Consider the following 17240-nt stretch of genomic DNA (forward strand, 5'->3'; position numbering starts at 1 on the left):
GGNGAAAATTCTCCGATCCCGGGCCGTCCACCTTGAATTCGCCCATGTGGGAAACGTCGAAGAGCCCGGCGGCCTCGCGGACCGCCTCATGCTCTTTGTGGATGCCGCTGAACTGGACGGGAAGCTCCCAGCCGCCAAAATCGATGCAGCGGACGCCGGGAACCTGTGCATAGAGCGGAAAAAGCGGTGTTCTTTTCAATTCGGACATGAGTCACCTCGGTTTTCACGTGTTACCACGGATTGTTTAGGCTTTTCATCATAAAAGTTCTTTCAAGCAGCACAAAAAGGACAGGGCGAAAGAATAAGCATGCGTGCTCGCATACTTTCTTTCAAGCTCTGTCCTTGGTACCTGAGAGTTACCTTACGGATGCCGGTGAATGGAGCGGCCCGGGACTTCACAGGCGAAATTCGGGCTCCACATCAACCCCGGGCAACAAGCAAGTTTCCCCTTGGGTGATTCTTACGTTCAGAATTCTCTCCAGAGATGCGTCCGGTAATCGTCCTTTTGCCTGAGAGATTCACCCGGGTCCGGGCTTACTCCTTCGGCGTTACTGCTCGCAGTAATCTCTCCCATTACCATCATCCGCTATACTATTGTTTGTTCACGACATCATAAAGCTCGAATCAAATGTTCGAGTTCGTTCTATATATTATTAATACTCAAAGTACAAACCGGTGTCAACAACATTATCATAATGCCTATTTACGAATATTACAATGAATTTATGTTGATAATGTTCGATTTTGGGTATTTTGGTCCAAGCGGTACTCTGAGGGGACTGTATCGTCCCAGAGCTGTCTGCCGAAGGTGAAGCGAATCAGGATGTTTGGGAGGAGCTGTGATGATGAAGAACGTAGTAGGCGTCGATATGGGATGTACGAAAATGCTGATGGTTGCCGAGGTGGATGGACAGCTTGTCGAGCGGAAGGTCCCTACCGGGCTGGATTGTTCGCTGGAATATCTGGCGGGGGAGATTGACCGTTTTATAGCAGGGATCCCGTATGAGCCGGAGGGGCTGGGAATCGCGCTTCCGGGACTCGTAGAGGGAGACCGCCGCCTGCAGTTTTCCGATATCCACGCGCTGTGTGGGGTGACGGACTTGACGATTTTGCCAAAGGGCGCTTTCGCTGTCGTCTGATCAATGACGTGAAAGCGGCGACGGTTGCCGAGGCGGCCAATTATCCGGAAAAGGATACGGTCGCGGTGATGATGGCCGGCTCGGGTTTGGCGCTCGGGATCTACTCCAAACAGCGGATGTATACCGGCGCAGGCGGGTTTGCCGGGGAGCTGGGCTACACCGTCATTGCGACTGAAGCCGGGCCGCGCAAGGTGGACGAATTGGCGGGCGGCATTGGCATTCTCGATAAGGCTGGCTGCGATATCGACGCCTTCCTCGCCAAAATCCGGGATGGAGACGGCGATTCGTTGGCTTTGCTGGAAAGTGCCGGCTTTTACTGCGGGCTGGCCATCACCAACGTGCTGCACCTGTTTAACCCGGACGTCCTGGTGATTGGCGGCAGTACCTCCACCTATCCGGGATATATGGACACCGCTTTGCGAACGGCCGAGAAGCATACGCTGCCGGACATGTTCCAAGCGTGCTCCTTCGCATCCCCGAAAGACGGCAAGCGGATCGCGGCGCTCGGAGCGATGCAATTTTTGCGCACTGGAATGGAGTTTTAGACGAGGCCGCATATGTTATATTGACACCCGTATTCGCTCTGCTTTATTCTTAGTTCAGAGTTTAGAAAAGTAGAGCGGATGCTTGGAAAGTAATTGAATATTCAGCGGATGAACGCGCGCGGGAGAGACCGCCCATCGTATAAGGGCGGCACCGAAGGAGCAAGCTGCAGGTAGGCACATGCAGGCAGCTAATCTCTCAGGTACAAGGAACCGCCGCGGGACGCGGCTCTGGAGAGAGCTATACGGCCACCCAAGGGGAACGCGGCGCACGATGCCGCACAAACTCTCAGGTACAAGGGACAGAGAAAAGGTGCTGACGCCTTTTTTGCTGTCCTTTTTTCTGTCTAATTCATCGCAAAGCGCGTCGAAAATAGCTAACGGGGAGCGTAGAACGAAGTGAGATTTAAAAATGTGTTTTCCATTATCGGTCCCTCCATGGTGGGGCCTTCCAGCTCGCACACCGCTGGAGCGGTACGCATTGGCAGAGTGGCGCGTCAGCTGCTGGGCAGCCAGCCGGAGACGGCCAAGATGACACTGTTCGGTTCTTTTGCAGAGACGTATTGGGGACATGGAACCGATTTGGCGCTGACCGCCGGGCTGATGGATTATGATACGGATGATCAGCGGATTCCGCAGGCGGACGTGCTGGCCGAAGAAGCCGGCATGACCCTGGAATGGGTTCAGGGCCGGGGCAACGGACCGCATCCGAACTCGGTCAAAATCCAGCTGACCGGGGGCGACCGGACCGCTGAAATCGTAGCCGCCTCGATTGGCGGCGGGACGATCGCGGTATATTCGCTGAACGGTTTTGACGTGCAGATCACGGGCGAATACCCGACCTTGGCGGTGAAGCATTCCGACAGACAGGGTGTTCTTGCCAACATGACCGCGCTGCTCAGCCGGGACGGATATAATATCGGATATATGGATGTGGACCGCAAGGGACGCAGCGGGGATGCGATGACCGTGTTCGAACTGGATTCCGCTCCGGAGGAGAGCACGATTCAGGCCATCCGCAAGCTTCCCCACATCAAGGAAGTCACGATGATCGATTTGACCAAAAGGAGCTAACCATCATATGAGATTCGAGACCCTCGAACAGCTGGCGGACATTTGCCGCCAGGAGAACAAGACGATTGCCGAGGTTATGCTTGAGGATCAGGCGCGCGAAACGGGCGTCTCCCGCGAGGAAGTATTCCGGCAAATGGCCGAATATTACGGTGTGATGAAGGAAGCGGTGCGCCAGGGCCTCACCGGCAACACCAAGTCGCGGAGCGGACTCACCGGCGGCGATGCCAAAAAGGTGTCCGATTATATGCAGCAGGGCGAAACATCGCTCGGCGGCCCTGCGGCCGAGGCGATGGCCTACGCGCTTGCGGTGTCGGAAGTGAACGCCTCGATGGGACGCATTATCGCGACGCCGACGGCTGGCTCTTGCGGAATCATCCCCGGCGTATTCGTCAGCGCCCAGGAACGCTTCGGCTGGGAGGACGAACATTTGGTCAAGGGCTTGTTCTGTGCCGGCGCCATAGGTTATGTTATAGCCAACAACGCCTCGATCTCGGGGGCGGAAGGCGGCTGCCAGGCGGAAGTCGGTTCGGCGATCGGCATGGCCGCCGGTGCGATGGTCGAGCTGCGCGGCGGCACGGCCCAGCAGGCCGTTCATGCTGTTGGCCTGGCGCTGAAGAACTGCCTCGGCCTGATCTGCGATCCGGTCGCTGGGCTGGTGGAGATTCCCTGCATCGTCCGGAACGGGCTGGGGGCCGTCACCGCCCTGGCGGCTTCGGACATGGCTCTTGCCGGCGTTGGCAGCGTTATCCCGGCCGATGAAGTGATCGGCGTCATGCTGGAGGTCGGAAGCGCCATGCCGGCCAAGCACCGCGAGACCGGGAAGGGCGGACTCGCCCAGACGCCAACTGGCCGCAAGCTGACCAAGGAACTGGTGGAACAGCGCCGCAGAAAGGCCAAAGAAGCTAAAACGCCTGCCAAGGAAGACTAACCTATTAACGGCAGCCCCAAAATTGAAATCAAAGGAGACGCGAAATCGATGAGCAATGTGAAGGAGAACCGTTGGTACAGCAAGGATCATGAATGGGTGGAAAAGGCAGGCGGATCTGTGGTCCGCATCGGGATCAGCGACTTTGCCCAGCACCAGCTGGGGGACATCGTGTTTGTGGAGCTGCCGGAAGCCGGCGCCGAACTAGCGGCCGAAGAGAGCATCGGAACAATCGAGTCGGTCAAAACCGTATCGGATCTGTTCAGTCCTGTGAGCGGCAAAGTGACCAAAATCAACGATGCGCTGGAAAGCGAGCCGGAGCTCGTCAACAGCGAGCCGTACGACGGAGGCTGGATGATCGAGGTAGAGGTTGAAGGAGATTTGGACGAGCAGCTGCAATCGCTGCTGACGGCAGAGCAGTATGAGCAATTTTTGAACGAATAATAACGATATCGAGACAGGGGCTGGGGCACATCGTGCCGCAGCCTCTTTGATTTTATACGACGATTTTATACGAAGGCCCGTTATCCCGGCACAGCTTTTTGCACCTGCGGCGGGTTATTTTCTTAACTATTCCTTCAAGCGAGCTTATTTATGACCAGGATTCGGTTTGTCGATAACAAGAATAAGAGGAGGGTACATACGCCGCTAAATGGAAGCTGCCCTGCATCTATTACTCTACGATTTGAAAGAACCGTGCAACTATGGGGTAAATGCTAGCGTACAAGCATATAATGATTTAACCATGCAGTCACAGCTGTCCCGTAAATTTGGGCAGGGAAAAGCTTATAGAACCCCTTACAAATGGCAAGAAAGTAACATAGGATGTAGTGAAAGCGATTTTTTGAGGCATTTATTCAGGTAAACCATGGTGGTGAGATGAATGATGAATAACGTGGAAATATATGAAGGCGGCGACCTGGGATGTCATTATACGCATCTTGAAAGTATATTCAAAGTTTGGGCGCCGACGGCGGCGAAGGTAACCCTCGCCTTGTACGACGACGCGGGAACTTATGACGGCGGAGCGCTTACCGATCACGCCGGAGGGTTCGAAATCGGCATGAGACGCGGGGAAGGCGGCGTATGGTCACTTCATTTCAGAGGCGATTTGGCCGGAAAATATTATATGTACAAGGTGGAGCACCCGGACGGACGGGAAGTTTATGCGGCCGATCCTTACGCCCGGGCGGTCAGTGCCAACGGGCAGCGGACGGCGATCGTCGACGTGAAGGCCGCAAGCCCGGAGGGCTGGGAAGAGGATGAAACTCCCGATCTGCTGGGGGTGGAAGACTCGGTACTCTATGAACTTCATGTCAGGGATTTTTCGATCAGCCCGGATTCCGGGCTCCAGTATAAAGGCAAGTTCAAGGCGTTTACGGAGACAGGCGTGCGGGACGCAGCCGGCAGCCGGCTCGGCATCGATCATTTGGCCGAACTCGGCGTGACACATGTCCATCTGCTGCCGATTTTTGATTATGCGACGGTGAACGAGCTGACGGTCGATGATCCGGACTCGGCGGAACCGAAATTCAACTGGGGTTATGATCCCCAGCATTACAACGTGCCGGAAGGCTCCTACGCGACCGACTCGTCAAGCCCCGAAGTCCGGATCCGGGAGTGCAAGGAGATGATCATGGCGCTGCACCGCAAAGGAATCCGGGTCGTGATGGATGTGGTGTACAATCATACCTACTCTGCGGGGGACGGCCTGTTTGAGAAGCTTGTGCCGGGTTATTTTTACCGGACCGATGCGTCAGGGCGGTTCAGCAACGGCTCCGGCGTCGGAAACGAGCTGGCAACCGAGCGCCCGATGGTCCGCAAATACATCAAGGATTCCCTGCGCTATTGGGCGGAAGAATACCATATCGACGGATTCCGTTTTGACCTGATGGGTCTGATCGACACGGACACGATCGCGCAAATCACCGAGGAGCTCCGCCGTGCGCATCCGGGACTGCTGATTTACGGGGAGCCTTGGACAGGCGGTGAAACGCCGCTGAAGCAGCAAACCTTAAAAGGATCCCAAAGGGGCAAAGGCTTTGCCGTTTTCAACGACAATTTCCGGGGGGCCATCAAGGGAGACAGCGACGGTTCGGGAAAGGGCTTCGCCACGGGGCAGCCCGGCAAGGAAGCGGCGGTATTGGCCGGCGTTCAGGGGGCGATCGACGATTTCACCGGGTCATCTACGGAGACGATCAACTATGTGACGGTTCACGACAACCTTAACCTGTGGGATAAAGTTCTGATTACGCAGGGACTGGGAGGTGATCTGATCCGGGGTATCGATAACGGCCAACTTGCCGGAGGGGGGAGCCTCGAAGAAGCTGTCGCAGCCACCGATCCTTACCGGAGCATCGACCAGGACCAGCTGCTGGAGAACGAAAGCGTCCGGAGAGCGCTGCTGGCCAACGGCATCGTGCTGACCTCTCAGGGGATTCCGCTCATTCATGCGGGTGACGAGATGCTCCGCAGCAAATTCGGCGACCACAACAGCTACCGGAGCGGGGATGCGATCAACGCCATCCGCTGGAGCAACAAGTCCCGGTTCCTGCCGGTATTCGAGTATTACCAGGGGCTGATCGCGCTGCGCCGCGCCCACCGGGCGTTCCGTATGACGGACAAGGAGCAGATCAAACGGAGCATGGAGGTCATGCGCTGCGACGGCAATGTCGTCGCTTACCGGCTGAAGGACCATGCCAACGGCGATACGTGGAAAAATATCATCGTCATCTATAACGCAAACGTTCGAGAGGCGCAGGTCGACATTCCGTTTTCCATTACCGGCTGGAAGGTGGCCGTCAAAAACCTTCAGGCCCGGAACGGGGCGCTGGAGATGATCGTCGACGAAACGGTGAGCGTCCCAGGCCTGTCGGTCATGGTTCTGTATGAGGAAGAAGGCGGCCGTCCGCGCCCGCTCAAGGCGGTGGAGCTGCATTATGAGCGCCAGGACCGCAAATATGACGGCTGGAACTTATGGGTATGGGGCAGCGGCATGCGGGAGCGCCGGGTCGATTTTGACCGGATGGAGGACGGACGCGCTGTGGCGACGATATATGTCCCGCTGAACGTGCAGGAAATCGGATATATCGTGCGGCTGAACGAGTGGGAGGCGAAGGACTGCGACCAGGACCGGTTTATCAAGCTCGGATGGCATCACAGCAAGCTGAAGGTGCTTGTCCGGAGCGGATCGGACGACTGGAAGAAGATCAGCTGACGCCCGGGTGCCGGGAGAATGTGGCCGGCTGTGTAAGGGGGCTGGCTGGAGCGTACGTCAACCTGGGAATGGAGCAGCTTGACAGGTTGGAAGGTTTGGCCGCTTTAGAAGCTTGCAAGCTGAGAAGTTTAGAAGGCTAGAAGCCTAGAAGCCTAGAAGCTTGGGGCGACGGTGTGACGGAAATAGGGAGCTTTCTTTTCTGTATCCGGGGATAGGGATGCATGCATTTTACAAAAAAGGGTGATTCCTATAAAGTAAAGTGAGATTCCCTTGGATAGGGTGATATATAACAGAGAAAGAAGGCTTACGATGACCGAGAAACTGCTGTCGCCTCTGGTGAAAACCTTTGACATGCTTCCCCATCCCGAGGGCGGGTGGTACAAGGAGTTGTGGAAGGCGTCCTTTGAAATCCCGAAAGACGTGCTGGATCCCAAGTATTCGGGTTCGCGCCCTTCGGCGACTTCGATTTATTTCCTGCTGCATCCGGAGGAATCCTCCGCGTGGCACCGCGTTTATTCCGATGAATTGTGGCTGTGGCATTCCGGCAGTCCGCTCGAGCTGCTGCTCGGAGGCGATGGGGAACAGCCGGGCGGGGAGACCAAAATCATTTTGGGAATGGACGTTGAGAATGGCCAGGTGCCACAGGCGCTCGTTCCGGCCAATGTCTGGCAGGCGGCCAAGCCGCTGGGCGACGAGCCGGTGTTCGTCTCCTGCGTCGTTTCCCCAGGCTTTCATTTTGACGATTTTACGATGATATCCGGAAAATAAAACCTTCGGCAGCGGCATGTCCCGCTTCGCCGGGCCAGCCCAAATCCCGCACGGTTGCAATGACCGATGCGGGATTTTTTGTGATATTGGAAAGGATAACCTTCGGGGGCTGGGCATTTTTATGGCGTTAGAGTCAAGCTTCAGTTAAAAACCGTCTAGCTTCCTTCAAAGGACGCTGCTAGACGTTTTGGTTTAGATACACTGCTCCTTCCTTCAGTGTACTCCAGGCTAAGCAGCGTACTCCGTTTGCCTCAAAAGCAGCCGGCTGTTTTGCGCTGCAAGGTTTTGATTTCGCCAAAAATGGGTAATACATAGATATGCCTGTGTACTGCAGGGGACAGATTAAATATCAGAGGAGGTTGTAAAAGATGACATCTCATTCTCTTACAGCAGAACGAAGAACCGACACGAAGCATTCGAGTCTGCGCAGCTTGAGACAAAGCGGACGCATTCCGGCGGTGGTCTACGGGACACAGACCGAGAGCATGCCGGTCAGCGTCGATGCGAAGGAGCTGGCCAAAGTTGCCAGAACAGGCCGGTCCGAAGTGTTCAAGCTGAAGGTGGAAGGCTCGTCGGATCTGGACGTGATCATCAAGGATTACCAGCGCAAAGCCGGTGAGTGGATGCATGTGGACTTCATGCACATCTCCGCCAACAAGCCGATCAAGGTTCGCGTTCCGATCGACTTCCAAGGTACGGCTGCCGGCACCAAGGTGGGCGGCGTGCTTCAGCATCAGGAGACCGAGCTTGAAGTCGAGGCGCTTCCTGCAAATCTGCCATCCGCGATCACCGTGGACGTATCGCATATGGAAATCGGCGACAAGCTGATAGCCGGAGACATCCAGCTGCCATCCGGCGTAACGCTCGTAGCCTCACCGGAAGAGCTGGTTGCTTCCGTAACGGCATCCCGCATGGCGACCGAGGCCCAGGCTGCGGACGAATCCGTGGCAGCGGAGGGAGAAGAAGCGGCGGAAACGGCTACAGAAGACAACAACGAATAAAACGTCTTATCATATACATGCTTGTACAGGAAAACCCCTGGTCGTTTACGACCAGGGGTTTTCGTTGCATGAGGCGTGTGTGAGGTGCACTGCCCGTACACCCACTTGGCGAAGTGGGTGTACGGTTGCTTGTGTACTGCCGTTCCAGATGTTAAGGACGTTGACGATGCCCACGGTAATAAGCCCCGGCTGCGAGAGCGGCAGCATCACCCGGAAGAAGATGCCGAAGTAGGACGCTCCGTCCATGGCGGCGGCTTCTTCCAGCTCTTTGGGCAGGCTTTTGAAAAATCCGACGAGCACGAAAATGCCAAACGCAATCAGCGTAGAGGCATACACCAGGATCAGCCCTAAAGACGAATTCGTCAGATGCATGGAGTTCATCAGGAAAAAGAGCGGGATGAGCGCCAGGCTGAACGGGATCATCATGGAGGCAATGTAAAGCAGGAACAGCGCGGTGCTTCCCCGGAACGGGTATCGGGCCAGAACGTAGGCGGTGGTGGCCGACAGCAGCAGCCCGAGCAGCGTGGAACCGATCGTCACCACGACGGAGTTCAGGAAGTAATCGCCGAAGCTGAACTCCCGCCATACGTAGCTGAAGTTGCTCCACAGCAGCGGAACGTCCGGCAGGGACCAGGGCATTTTGCGGAAAAATTGGTCGTTGTTTTTCAGCGAGTCCAGCAGGGTCCACAGCAGCGGATAAATGACCGATATGCCCCACAGGATCAGGATGGCGTAAAACACGATTTTGACCATCGGATTGGAAAGGCCTGATTTCATTATTTGTTCCTCCTGTGCCTAGAAAAATCAGCTGATTTCGATCGTTTCCTGGCGCATGAGCCGCTGCAGGATGACTGTCGTGATCATCGATAAGACCAGAATCAGCACGCCAATGGCCGCACCATAGCCAAAGTGGTATTGCGTGAAGGCCATTTGGTACAAGTAGGACCCCATGACCTGGGTGGTGTTGTCCGGCCCGCCGTTCGTCATAATCATCACGATGACAAAAGAACCGTTGAGCGTGGTCATCATAATGTTGAGGATGGACACCTTCATCTGTTCCCAGATCAGCGGCAGCGTGATATGGCGGAATTGGTGCCACTGGCCAGCGCCTTCAAGGCTTGAGGCCTCGTAGTAGGATTCCGGTATCCCCTGAATCGCGGCGATCAGGAGAATCATATAAAAGCCGATGCCGGCCCAGATGGCGGGCGGAAGCAGCATCCAGATCGTGTGGCTGGTGAAGCCGAGCCACGTAATGTCCACTTTGTCTTTGGTGAACAAGGACAGGAAGGAGTTCAGAAAGCCGATTTGCGGATTATAGATAAAATTCCAGAGGACGCCTATGACGACGACGGAAATGACGTTCGGAATGAAAAAAATCGAGCGAAAGAAATTGGCGAGCCGAAATTTGAAGCGGGTCAGAGCGACCGCAAAAAACGTCGCCAGAATCATGATGCCGATAATTTTGCCCGCGACGAGAAAATAGTCGTTGCCCATCCCGATCCAGATGATGGGGTCGTGAAGCATCTCCTTGAAATTGTCCAGGCCGATAAACGTTTTATTGTCCGAGGAGCCGGACCAGTCATACAGCGAGTAATACATCGCCTGCAGTACGGGGTATACCGTAAACACGCAGAAGAACAGGAACGTGGGAATGATGAAGGTTGCGATAAACAGGTTGCGCTGCCAGGCGTTCGTCCCCAATTTCATCTTCGTTCTCCCTGCCTTTCACCTAAAATGTACGGAGGATAACAGAGAGCGTTCATCCCCGTCATCCTCCGCGTTTCCTGCCGGTCTATCGCATTACTTTTTCACTTTCTTGGCGACGTCCACGACGCGCTGTACCCACTCTTCCGGCGTGATTTTGCCGATGGTCAGGGCATCCGTGGCATCCTGCATCGCCTTATCCACGTCCGCATTAAAGGTAATGGACGGAACGACGACGGTGTTGGAATCGGTTAAATACCGCGCTGCATCTTTAACATGGCTTGGCGCGCTGGAGCTGCTGATGTCGCCCTTGATGTTGGACGGAGCGCCGCTCAGCTCGGCCCACTGCGAAGCTTGAGCTTCTGAGAAGATGAACTGCAGGAATGCTTTGGCCGCTTCCTTGTTTTTGGCGTTCTTGGCGATCGCCACGTTGGCGGTGGAAGTGTTGGCGACGACCTTGCCGCCTGAATCCTGCGTCACCGATGGAATGAAGCCGAAGGAGAATCCGCCCGGGACGTCCTTGGCCATTTCGTTTGGCAGCCAGAGGCCGTTCGGGATGAAGGCGTCTTTGTGCTGCAGGAACAGCATTTGAGAATCCGTGTGGTTGATCTGGATGGAGGCTTTGTCGATAAAGCCTTTGTCGCGAAGCTCGACGATTTTGTTCAGTGCGGTCAGCACGGCGGGCTGCTGGAAGGCTTCCACTTTGGAATCGGCCATGTCCTGCAGAATGGAAATATCGTTATTGTTGGCGGATACGATCGCCGGGTACAAAATCGCACCGTTGATGTAGTACGGATATTTGCCGGTATGGATAAACGGAGTCACGCCCGCCGCTTTGATTTTGTCGCTGACGGCCAAGAAGGACTGCCAGTCTTTGGGCTCTTCCCAGCCTTTTTCCTGGAAGAGGGCTTTGTCCCAGAACACGCCCCAGGAGTTCAAAACGAGCGGGATGTCGTAGACCTTGCCGTCAAACAGCTGCGGCGGCTGCGCCAGAATGTCGCTGATTTTGGTGCCGTCGATGTTCGTGGCGTCCTTCATCCAAACCGTCAGGTCCTCCAGCTGGCCGTCCTCCACCATTTGGCGGTCGTTCAGGTTCGGTCCGTCAATGTACACGAAGTCCGGCGGATTGCCGCCGACCCAGCGGGGCTTCATCTGGTCGTTAATTTTAGGCCCGCCGCTTTCTTTAACGTTCAAATCGGGGTTGGCCGCTTTAAAGTCGGCGATGACCTTTTTCCACCACTTGTCGCCGTAGCCGCCGACAAAGTACTGGATTTCAAAGTCTCCGGTCAGTTTTTTGGTGCTGTCATCGGTCGTCGTGTTCGAGCTGGACTCGGTGTTGGTCGTTGTGGCGGTGGTTGAGGAGGACGCGTCTTCGGTTTTCGTCGAAGTGGACGAGTCCTTGGAGCCGCATCCGGCCAGCGGGGCGACGATCATCAAAGCCGCAAGGCTGAGTGCCGCCAAATGTCTCTTGAACATCATAAAAGCTAACCCTCCTTAAGTGATTGTGCAACGCCATAGTGGTTGTCTATTTTGGATTACAGCGCCTAAAACCATCATAAGGATTCGGGGGGAGAGGCTCTATTGAATATCTTCCATGAATTCTTTGTTATTTTCTGTTCGTAGGGGAAAAAAGGAGGGATAATCTTCTACTTGGGATGAGGAGGGAAAATGTGAGGTTGTGGAGCGGCCCCGTCGCAGTGCTGCTGCGCCGCTGCCGCTTTCCCCTTACTCCGTTCCATGGACCTCCTTCTGCACCTTCTCGGCGTAACGCTGCAGCTCGTCCAACGCCTCCTTCGGCGAGACGTGGTCGTGCAGGACTGCGTCGCCCATTTTCCGTGCGGTATCCATGATCGACTGCCATTCCGGCTGCTGGATCGGATAAAAGCTGGATTTCCGCAACTCCGCCAGACGCTGCTTCACCATGGGATCCGCTGCCGACAGCTTGGCCCCGGCCTCTTCCGTCACGGGCAGGAAGCCTTCCTGCGCGATGATTTCCTCATACACCGGGCTGGAATACAGATAATCCAGGAACGCGGAGAGCGCCTCCTTGTTGGTATGGTCTGTTTTGAACGAGACCAGGTTATCATGCACGCCGAACAGGAGCGGCTTGCGGCCGTCCTTGACGGGAATAGGGCCGGTGCCCCACTTCAGATTCGGGAACTCCCTCGGCATGACGGTGCCGAAATAATTGCCCGAAATCATCATTCCCAGCTTCCCGTCCCCGACGATGCGCTGCTTCTCGTCCCGGGTGGTGACGGTCGGCTCGGGATCGGTTAATCCTTCGTCGTACAGGTCCTTCAGAAAGGCAAGGCCCTCGACGTTTTCCGGCGAATTGATCGTCCATTTCCCGTCACGGAACCACCCGCCGCCCGCCCCCAGAAAGAAATAAGAGAGATAGGCCTGGATTTCGTTATCGCTCAAATCGACGCCGAAGCCGTGGGCCTTGCCGGTGTTTTTGATTTTGAGGGCATCCTTTTTCAGCTCCGACCAGGTGGCCGGTGCTTCGGATATGCCAGCCGCCTCGAAAAGGTCCCGATTGTAATACATATTCCGGGTGGACGAAACGTACGGAATGGCATACTGCTTGCCGTCCCACTGGTCGAGCTTCATCAGGTCCGGATAAAATTTCCGCTTCAGCTCCGGCGAAATGATCTCGTCCATGTCGTTCAGGAGGCCGTCCTTCGCAAAATGTGTGTACACGTTCGTGTTCAGCAGGTCCGGCGGCTGATTTTTACTGATCATCGTAGTATAGATGCCGTCGAGGATGTCCCAGTTGGCCACCTGCAAATTGATGACGATCGACGGGTTCTTCAGCATGAAGTCCTGAGTCCTGCACCAGGTTTTCGAGCAGGGGCCGCGTCTCCGAGCTGTATTCGGAGGCGACAAAATTGATGAGCGCAGTCTGCTCCTCCTGCGGCTTCATCACCGGTTTGGCATCTTGCGGGCCGGAGCAGGAGAGAAGGAGCGCCGGAATGCCCAGCAGGCAGAGGGAGATCCCGGCAAGCCGGGTCAGAAAACGGGAAGTCATCGGCTCTCGCACCTTTCGATGGTTATTGTTTATTTATCGATAAATGGAAAGAGGAGTTTCTGATTTTCCGGGGAATACATGTTGGCCTTGGTGACGACGATTGAATTGGTGTAAGTTTCCGGCTTGACCTTTTTGCCGTTGATGAGGTCGAGCACGGTCTGTACGCCCAAATATCCGATGTTAAAAGGCTGCTGCACGACGGTCGCATTCAGGGTGCCTTCCTCGAGCAGCCGGATTTCGCTGGCCGACGTGTCGAAGCCGATCAGCTGGACGAGCCCGGTCCGATGGGCTTCCTTGACCGCTTTGGCGGCTCCGAGGGCCGCGGATTCGTTCAGCGCGATGATGGTGTTCATGTCGCGGTGGTCCCGAATCAGCGCCTTGGCGATCAGGTACGAACGCTCCTCGGAATCGGAGCAGTAAAACGTGCCATAGATCGCCGAGGACGAGGCCTCAAGCGCTTGGCGGATGCCCTTTTCCCGCTCGGCCGATACGCCGGACGTCACGAAATCGCTGATGATCACCGCCCTTAGCGAACCGCCGGTCTGCTCCATCGCCACTTTGCCGGCCTGGACGCCGGCAGTGACATGATCGTTCGACACGAAGGCCGGCGGCGATTTCAGGCTGAGAGGCGTATCGATAATGACGAGCGGGATGTCCTCATCCTGGATGTTCTTGAGCTCGTCCATGATGCGGTCGTCGTTGATCGGGGCAACGACGACCGCCTGCGGCTTCTGCTTGAGGACGCCCTTCAGCAGCTGAAGCTGCGACTCGGCGTCCGTCTCCTGCAGCGGGCCGGTAATGCTGATGCTGGCCCCGGCCTCCTTGGCGGCTGCTTCGGCCCCGGCGCTCACCGTCTGCCAGAATTCGGAGCGGATGTTGTGCTCCTTGAGGATCACCGTCACGCTTCTCTCCTGAGGGGGCGTCGGAATAAACAGCTTGAAGTACAGGATGATGTAGACGCAGGATATGACAAAAATGATGGCCAACAGCAGCGTGGCACGTTGTATGCGCATGGGTGCTACTCCTTCATTTTGGGGATGGTGATGGTGACGCAGGTCCCTTCTTCCAGCTCACTGCGGATTTGGATGCCGTAGACGTCGCCGAAGTACAGCTTCACGCGCTCGTTGACGTTGGCAATCCCGATGCCGCCGGATTTTGTCCGGCCGGACGTCTTGCCCTCCGGCGGGTTCCAGATCTGCCCGATTTGCTCCTCCGTCATGCCCAGCCCGTCGTCCTCCACTTCAAATTGGATCATCTGGCCCAGGTCGCGGGCCCTTATGACGATTTTTCCCGGTTCGGGCTTGTTGCGGATGCCGTGATAAATGGCGTTTTCCACAAAGGGCTGCAGCAAAATTTTGAGCGTCATGAAACCTCTGATTTCCTCCGGCACGTCGATGTCGTATTCCAGCTGCTCGTTGTACCTCATCTTCTGTATAAGCAGATAGTTGGTGATATGCTCGACCTCCACCTTGATTGGCACCAGCTCCTTGTCCTTTGTAATGCTGGCGCGGAACAGTTTGGCCAAAGCCGAGGTCATCAGGACGACTTCTTCATGTTTCTTTTGCTCGCCCATCCATACGATCGAATCGAGCGTGTTGTACAGGAAATGCGGATTGATCTGTGACTGGAGCAGCATCAGCTCGCTTTTTCGTTTGTTCTCCTGGTTATGGATGATTTCCTGCATCAGGTTCTTGATCTGGGCCAGCATCAAATTAAACGACCGTCCGAGCTGGCCGATTTCGTTCGGCTGGTCGATCTTCGTGCGGATATTGAAGTTGCCGCGCTCGACCTTTTTCATATCCCGCTGCAGAATGCGGATCGGCTTGGACATGCGGTATGACAACACGAGCGACAGCAGCAGGGAGAAGAGGATGCCCATGATGGCGTACAGCAGGATGGACCTGCGGATCGTGCCTTCGTTCGCGATCAGGTCGTCCGCATAGGCCACGCCGACGATTTTCCAGCCGAAGTTCGTGTCATGAACCGAGTAGACGCGCTTGTCCTTGTCGTCGTTGATCGTGAAGGAGGTACCGCTCTTGGCACCGGTGACCTTGGCGATCTGCTCCGTGCGCAGGTTGCTGTAGATCAGCTGCTGCTGCGGGTGGTAAATGATGTTCCCGTTCTGGTCGACGATAAACACGTAGCCCTTTTTGCCCAGGTTAATTTTGCTGCATATATCGTTGATGATGCTCAGGTTCAGGTCCACGAGAAAAATACCCTCGCCCCGGATCCCGTCCGTGCTCTTCAATTCGCGGCTGAGGGAGACGACCCACCGGTATTCGTTCTGGATGACGTTCTGCACGTGAGGCGGCGAAATGACGGATTGTCCGCCCTTGCTCTTGGCTTCCTTGTACCAGGATTGGTCCTCCAGCTTGGTGTTCGGGTTGAGTAGGGTAATCCGGCGGTCGGACACGTAATGGCCGTTGTATCCGAACACCATGATGGCCGAGATGTCCTTGCGCGAGTACAGGATGGCCTGGAACAGGTCGGAGATGCGCTTTTCGTACGGCCGCCGGTCGCTTGTGCTGATAAACGTGTTGTTGGAGATGTAATACTTGACGTCTTTGTTGGTCATGGCCAAGAGGCTGATATTTTCCATGTTGTCGATGTAAGACTGGATGTTGGAGTTGACCTGCGTGATGATTTCCTGGACGTAGCTCTCCGAATTGGTCTCCATCGCGGCGACCGACAGGTTGTAGCTGTTCAGGCTGATAACCAGGACGGTAATCAGGATCAGGCAGGAGAAGGTGAAAAAGATGCTCGACTGAATGCTTTTAAACGGCAAAAAGGAAGGAGGGAGGCGCGCTGTCTGGTCATGGCTGCGGGTTCTCCTTGGCTTGCCTGTCGCGGAATTCCCGCGGCGTCATGCCCGCATGCTTCTTGAACAGGATACTGAAATAGTTCGGGTCGTTGTAGCCGACCTGACCGGCGATTTCGTAAAATTTGAGTCCGGTGTGTGCCAGCAGCTCCTTGGCTTTGTCCATTCGGGTCCGGGTCAGGTACTCGACGAAGGTTTCGCCTGTATGCTGCTTGAAGACGAGGCTGAAGTAGCTGGTGCTCATCAGGACGTGGCGGCACAGGTGCTGCAGCGAGATGTCTTCGTCGGCATAATGCGTCTCGATGTAGTCGACGGCCTTGCGGATCTGCATATGGGTCAAATGATGGCGGTTTTCGGCAACGGCGTTCATGACGGAGGTGACCGTCTCCGTGAGCCAGGCTTCGATTTCGTCAAGCGTTTTGAATCTGTAGACGTCGGTCAGCAGGATCGAGCGCGGCTCGTGCAAGCCCAGCTCCTGAATGGTGTTCATGAGGGAAAGGATGACCTTTTGGATGTGAAAAATGCACGAATCCATCGGTGCCATGCCCTGTTTCAGGTCACAGACGAATTCCCGGATCAGCTGGCGGATTTCCTCCAGGGAGCCGGTCTTGACGGCGGAAGCCAATTGGCGGTCCCAATCCGCGCGGAGCGTCTCGGCGAGGGAGGGCCGGCCCTCCATGTCCAGCAGGCTGATCACCCGGTTTTTGCCGAGCAAAAAGCGGTAATCCAGCGCGGAAAGGGCGCTTGTGTACGATGCGGGAAGCTGCTGCGCTGCCTGCACTGCTTGTCCGACGCCGATGGTAACGGTGAACTTTAAATATTTGTGAATGTAGAAGCGGGCTTCTTCGGCCACCCGGAACGCCTTTTCGTACACATCGGTATCCTCGGCGCCGTCCGAGACGACCAGGGCGATGCGCTCCTCGCGTGTGCGGAACAGCAGCAGGTCCTCGCGGAGGGCGATTTCCTCGAACAGGTTGTAAGCGGCGTAGCGAAGAATTTCCGTGTCCTGCCCGCTCTCACTTTG

16 protein-coding genes, 1 pseudogene and 2 riboswitches are annotated in these 17240 nt (G+C 55.8%); of the genes and pseudogenes, 8 read left to right on the plus strand and 9 right to left on the minus strand.

The window, feature by feature from the left end:
• Positions 1 to 208, minus strand: a pseudogene (locus CPT76_RS21640) (glycine cleavage system aminomethyltransferase GcvT); the annotation flags it as partial.
• Positions 209 to 487: 279 nt separating this feature from the next.
• Positions 488 to 583, minus strand: a riboswitch (glycine riboswitch).
• A gap of 259 nt (positions 584 to 842) precedes the next feature.
• Here CPT76_RS21640 and CPT76_RS21645 point away from each other — a divergent pair.
• From CPT76_RS21645 to CPT76_RS21680, 8 genes are all read left to right on the plus strand, one after another.
• The gene (locus CPT76_RS21645; protein ID WP_105444435.1) at positions 843 to 1139 is read left to right on the plus strand and encodes a hypothetical protein; all 297 of its coding nucleotides are present in this window, start codon (positions 843 to 845) and stop codon (positions 1137 to 1139) included.
• Between the two features lie 8 nt (positions 1140 to 1147).
• The gene (locus CPT76_RS21650) at positions 1148 to 1684 is read left to right on the plus strand and encodes an ROK family protein (protein WP_181152991.1); all 537 of its coding nucleotides are present in this window, start codon (positions 1148 to 1150) and stop codon (positions 1682 to 1684) included.
• Between the two features lie 110 nt (positions 1685 to 1794).
• Positions 1795 to 1907, plus strand: a riboswitch (glycine riboswitch).
• Positions 1908 to 2080: 173 nt separating this feature from the next.
• Positions 2081 to 2755, plus strand: a complete 675-nt coding sequence (gene sdaAB / locus CPT76_RS21655) for an L-serine ammonia-lyase, iron-sulfur-dependent subunit beta (RefSeq protein ID WP_105444437.1) — start codon at positions 2081 to 2083, stop codon at positions 2753 to 2755.
• Positions 2756 to 2762: 7 nt separating this feature from the next.
• Positions 2763 to 3683 carry an L-serine ammonia-lyase, iron-sulfur-dependent, subunit alpha gene (gene sdaAA / locus CPT76_RS21660; RefSeq protein WP_105444438.1) on the plus strand — a complete coding sequence of 307 codons (921 nt, stop codon included), beginning with the start codon at positions 2763 to 2765 and terminating at the stop codon, positions 3681 to 3683.
• Positions 3684 to 3731: 48 nt separating this feature from the next.
• The gene (gcvH, locus tag CPT76_RS21665; protein WP_105444439.1) at positions 3732 to 4124 is read left to right on the plus strand and encodes a glycine cleavage system protein GcvH; all 393 of its coding nucleotides are present in this window, start codon (positions 3732 to 3734) and stop codon (positions 4122 to 4124) included.
• 442 nt (positions 4125 to 4566) lie between these two features.
• Positions 4567 to 6897, plus strand: coding sequence for a type I pullulanase (gene pulA / locus CPT76_RS21670; protein WP_181153015.1), 2331 nt, complete (start codon positions 4567 to 4569; stop codon positions 6895 to 6897).
• Positions 6898 to 7206: 309 nt separating this feature from the next.
• Positions 7207 to 7665 (plus strand): cupin domain-containing protein, encoded by a 459-nt coding sequence (locus CPT76_RS21675; protein ID WP_076169683.1) that lies wholly within the window; start codon positions 7207 to 7209, stop codon positions 7663 to 7665.
• 368 nt (positions 7666 to 8033) lie between these two features.
• Positions 8034 to 8666: a 50S ribosomal protein L25 gene (locus CPT76_RS21680; protein WP_105444441.1), complete on the plus strand. Its 633-nt coding sequence runs from the start codon at positions 8034 to 8036 to the stop codon at positions 8664 to 8666.
• A gap of 45 nt (positions 8667 to 8711) precedes the next feature.
• Here CPT76_RS21680 and CPT76_RS21685 read toward each other — a convergent pair whose 3' ends face one another.
• The 8 genes from CPT76_RS21685 to CPT76_RS40270 form a co-directional block, all read right to left on the minus strand.
• Positions 8712 to 9443: a carbohydrate ABC transporter permease gene (locus tag CPT76_RS21685; protein WP_105444442.1), complete on the minus strand. Its 732-nt coding sequence runs from the start codon at positions 9441 to 9443 to the stop codon at positions 8712 to 8714.
• A gap of 27 nt (positions 9444 to 9470) precedes the next feature.
• Complete coding sequence (locus CPT76_RS21690; RefSeq protein ID WP_105444443.1) at positions 9471 to 10373, minus strand: carbohydrate ABC transporter permease; 903 nt, start codon at positions 10371 to 10373, stop codon at positions 9471 to 9473.
• A gap of 93 nt (positions 10374 to 10466) precedes the next feature.
• Entirely contained in the window at positions 10467 to 11849 is a 1383-nt protein-coding gene (locus CPT76_RS21695) for an ABC transporter substrate-binding protein (RefSeq protein WP_105444444.1), read from the minus strand.
• Between the two features lie 246 nt (positions 11850 to 12095).
• A complete protein-coding gene (locus CPT76_RS21700) occupies positions 12096 to 13187 on the minus strand; it encodes an ABC transporter substrate-binding protein (RefSeq protein ID WP_105444445.1) in 1092 nt (363 codons plus the stop codon).
• A complete protein-coding gene (locus CPT76_RS36745; RefSeq protein ID WP_146116381.1) occupies positions 13102 to 13398 on the minus strand; it encodes a hypothetical protein in 297 nt (98 codons plus the stop codon). The genes CPT76_RS21700 and CPT76_RS36745 overlap by 86 nt, the downstream gene beginning before the upstream one ends.
• 29 nt (positions 13399 to 13427) lie before the next feature.
• Positions 13428 to 14411 (minus strand): substrate-binding domain-containing protein, encoded by a 984-nt coding sequence (locus CPT76_RS21705; protein ID WP_105444446.1) that lies wholly within the window; start codon positions 14409 to 14411, stop codon positions 13428 to 13430.
• A 5-nt stretch (positions 14412 to 14416) separates the two neighbouring features.
• Positions 14417 to 16183, minus strand: coding sequence for a cache domain-containing sensor histidine kinase (locus CPT76_RS21710; RefSeq protein ID WP_105444447.1), 1767 nt, complete (start codon positions 16181 to 16183; stop codon positions 14417 to 14419).
• A gap of 28 nt (positions 16184 to 16211) precedes the next feature.
• A partial coding sequence (locus tag CPT76_RS40270) for a helix-turn-helix domain-containing protein (RefSeq protein ID WP_258168727.1) occupies positions 16212 to 17240 on the minus strand: 1029 nt, incomplete at its 5' end.

Origin of the sequence: Paenibacillus sp. AR247 (assembly GCF_002968895.1) — a bacterium.
Classification (GTDB): Bacteria; Bacillota; Bacilli; order Paenibacillales; family Paenibacillaceae; genus Paenibacillus_AQ; species Paenibacillus_AQ favisporus.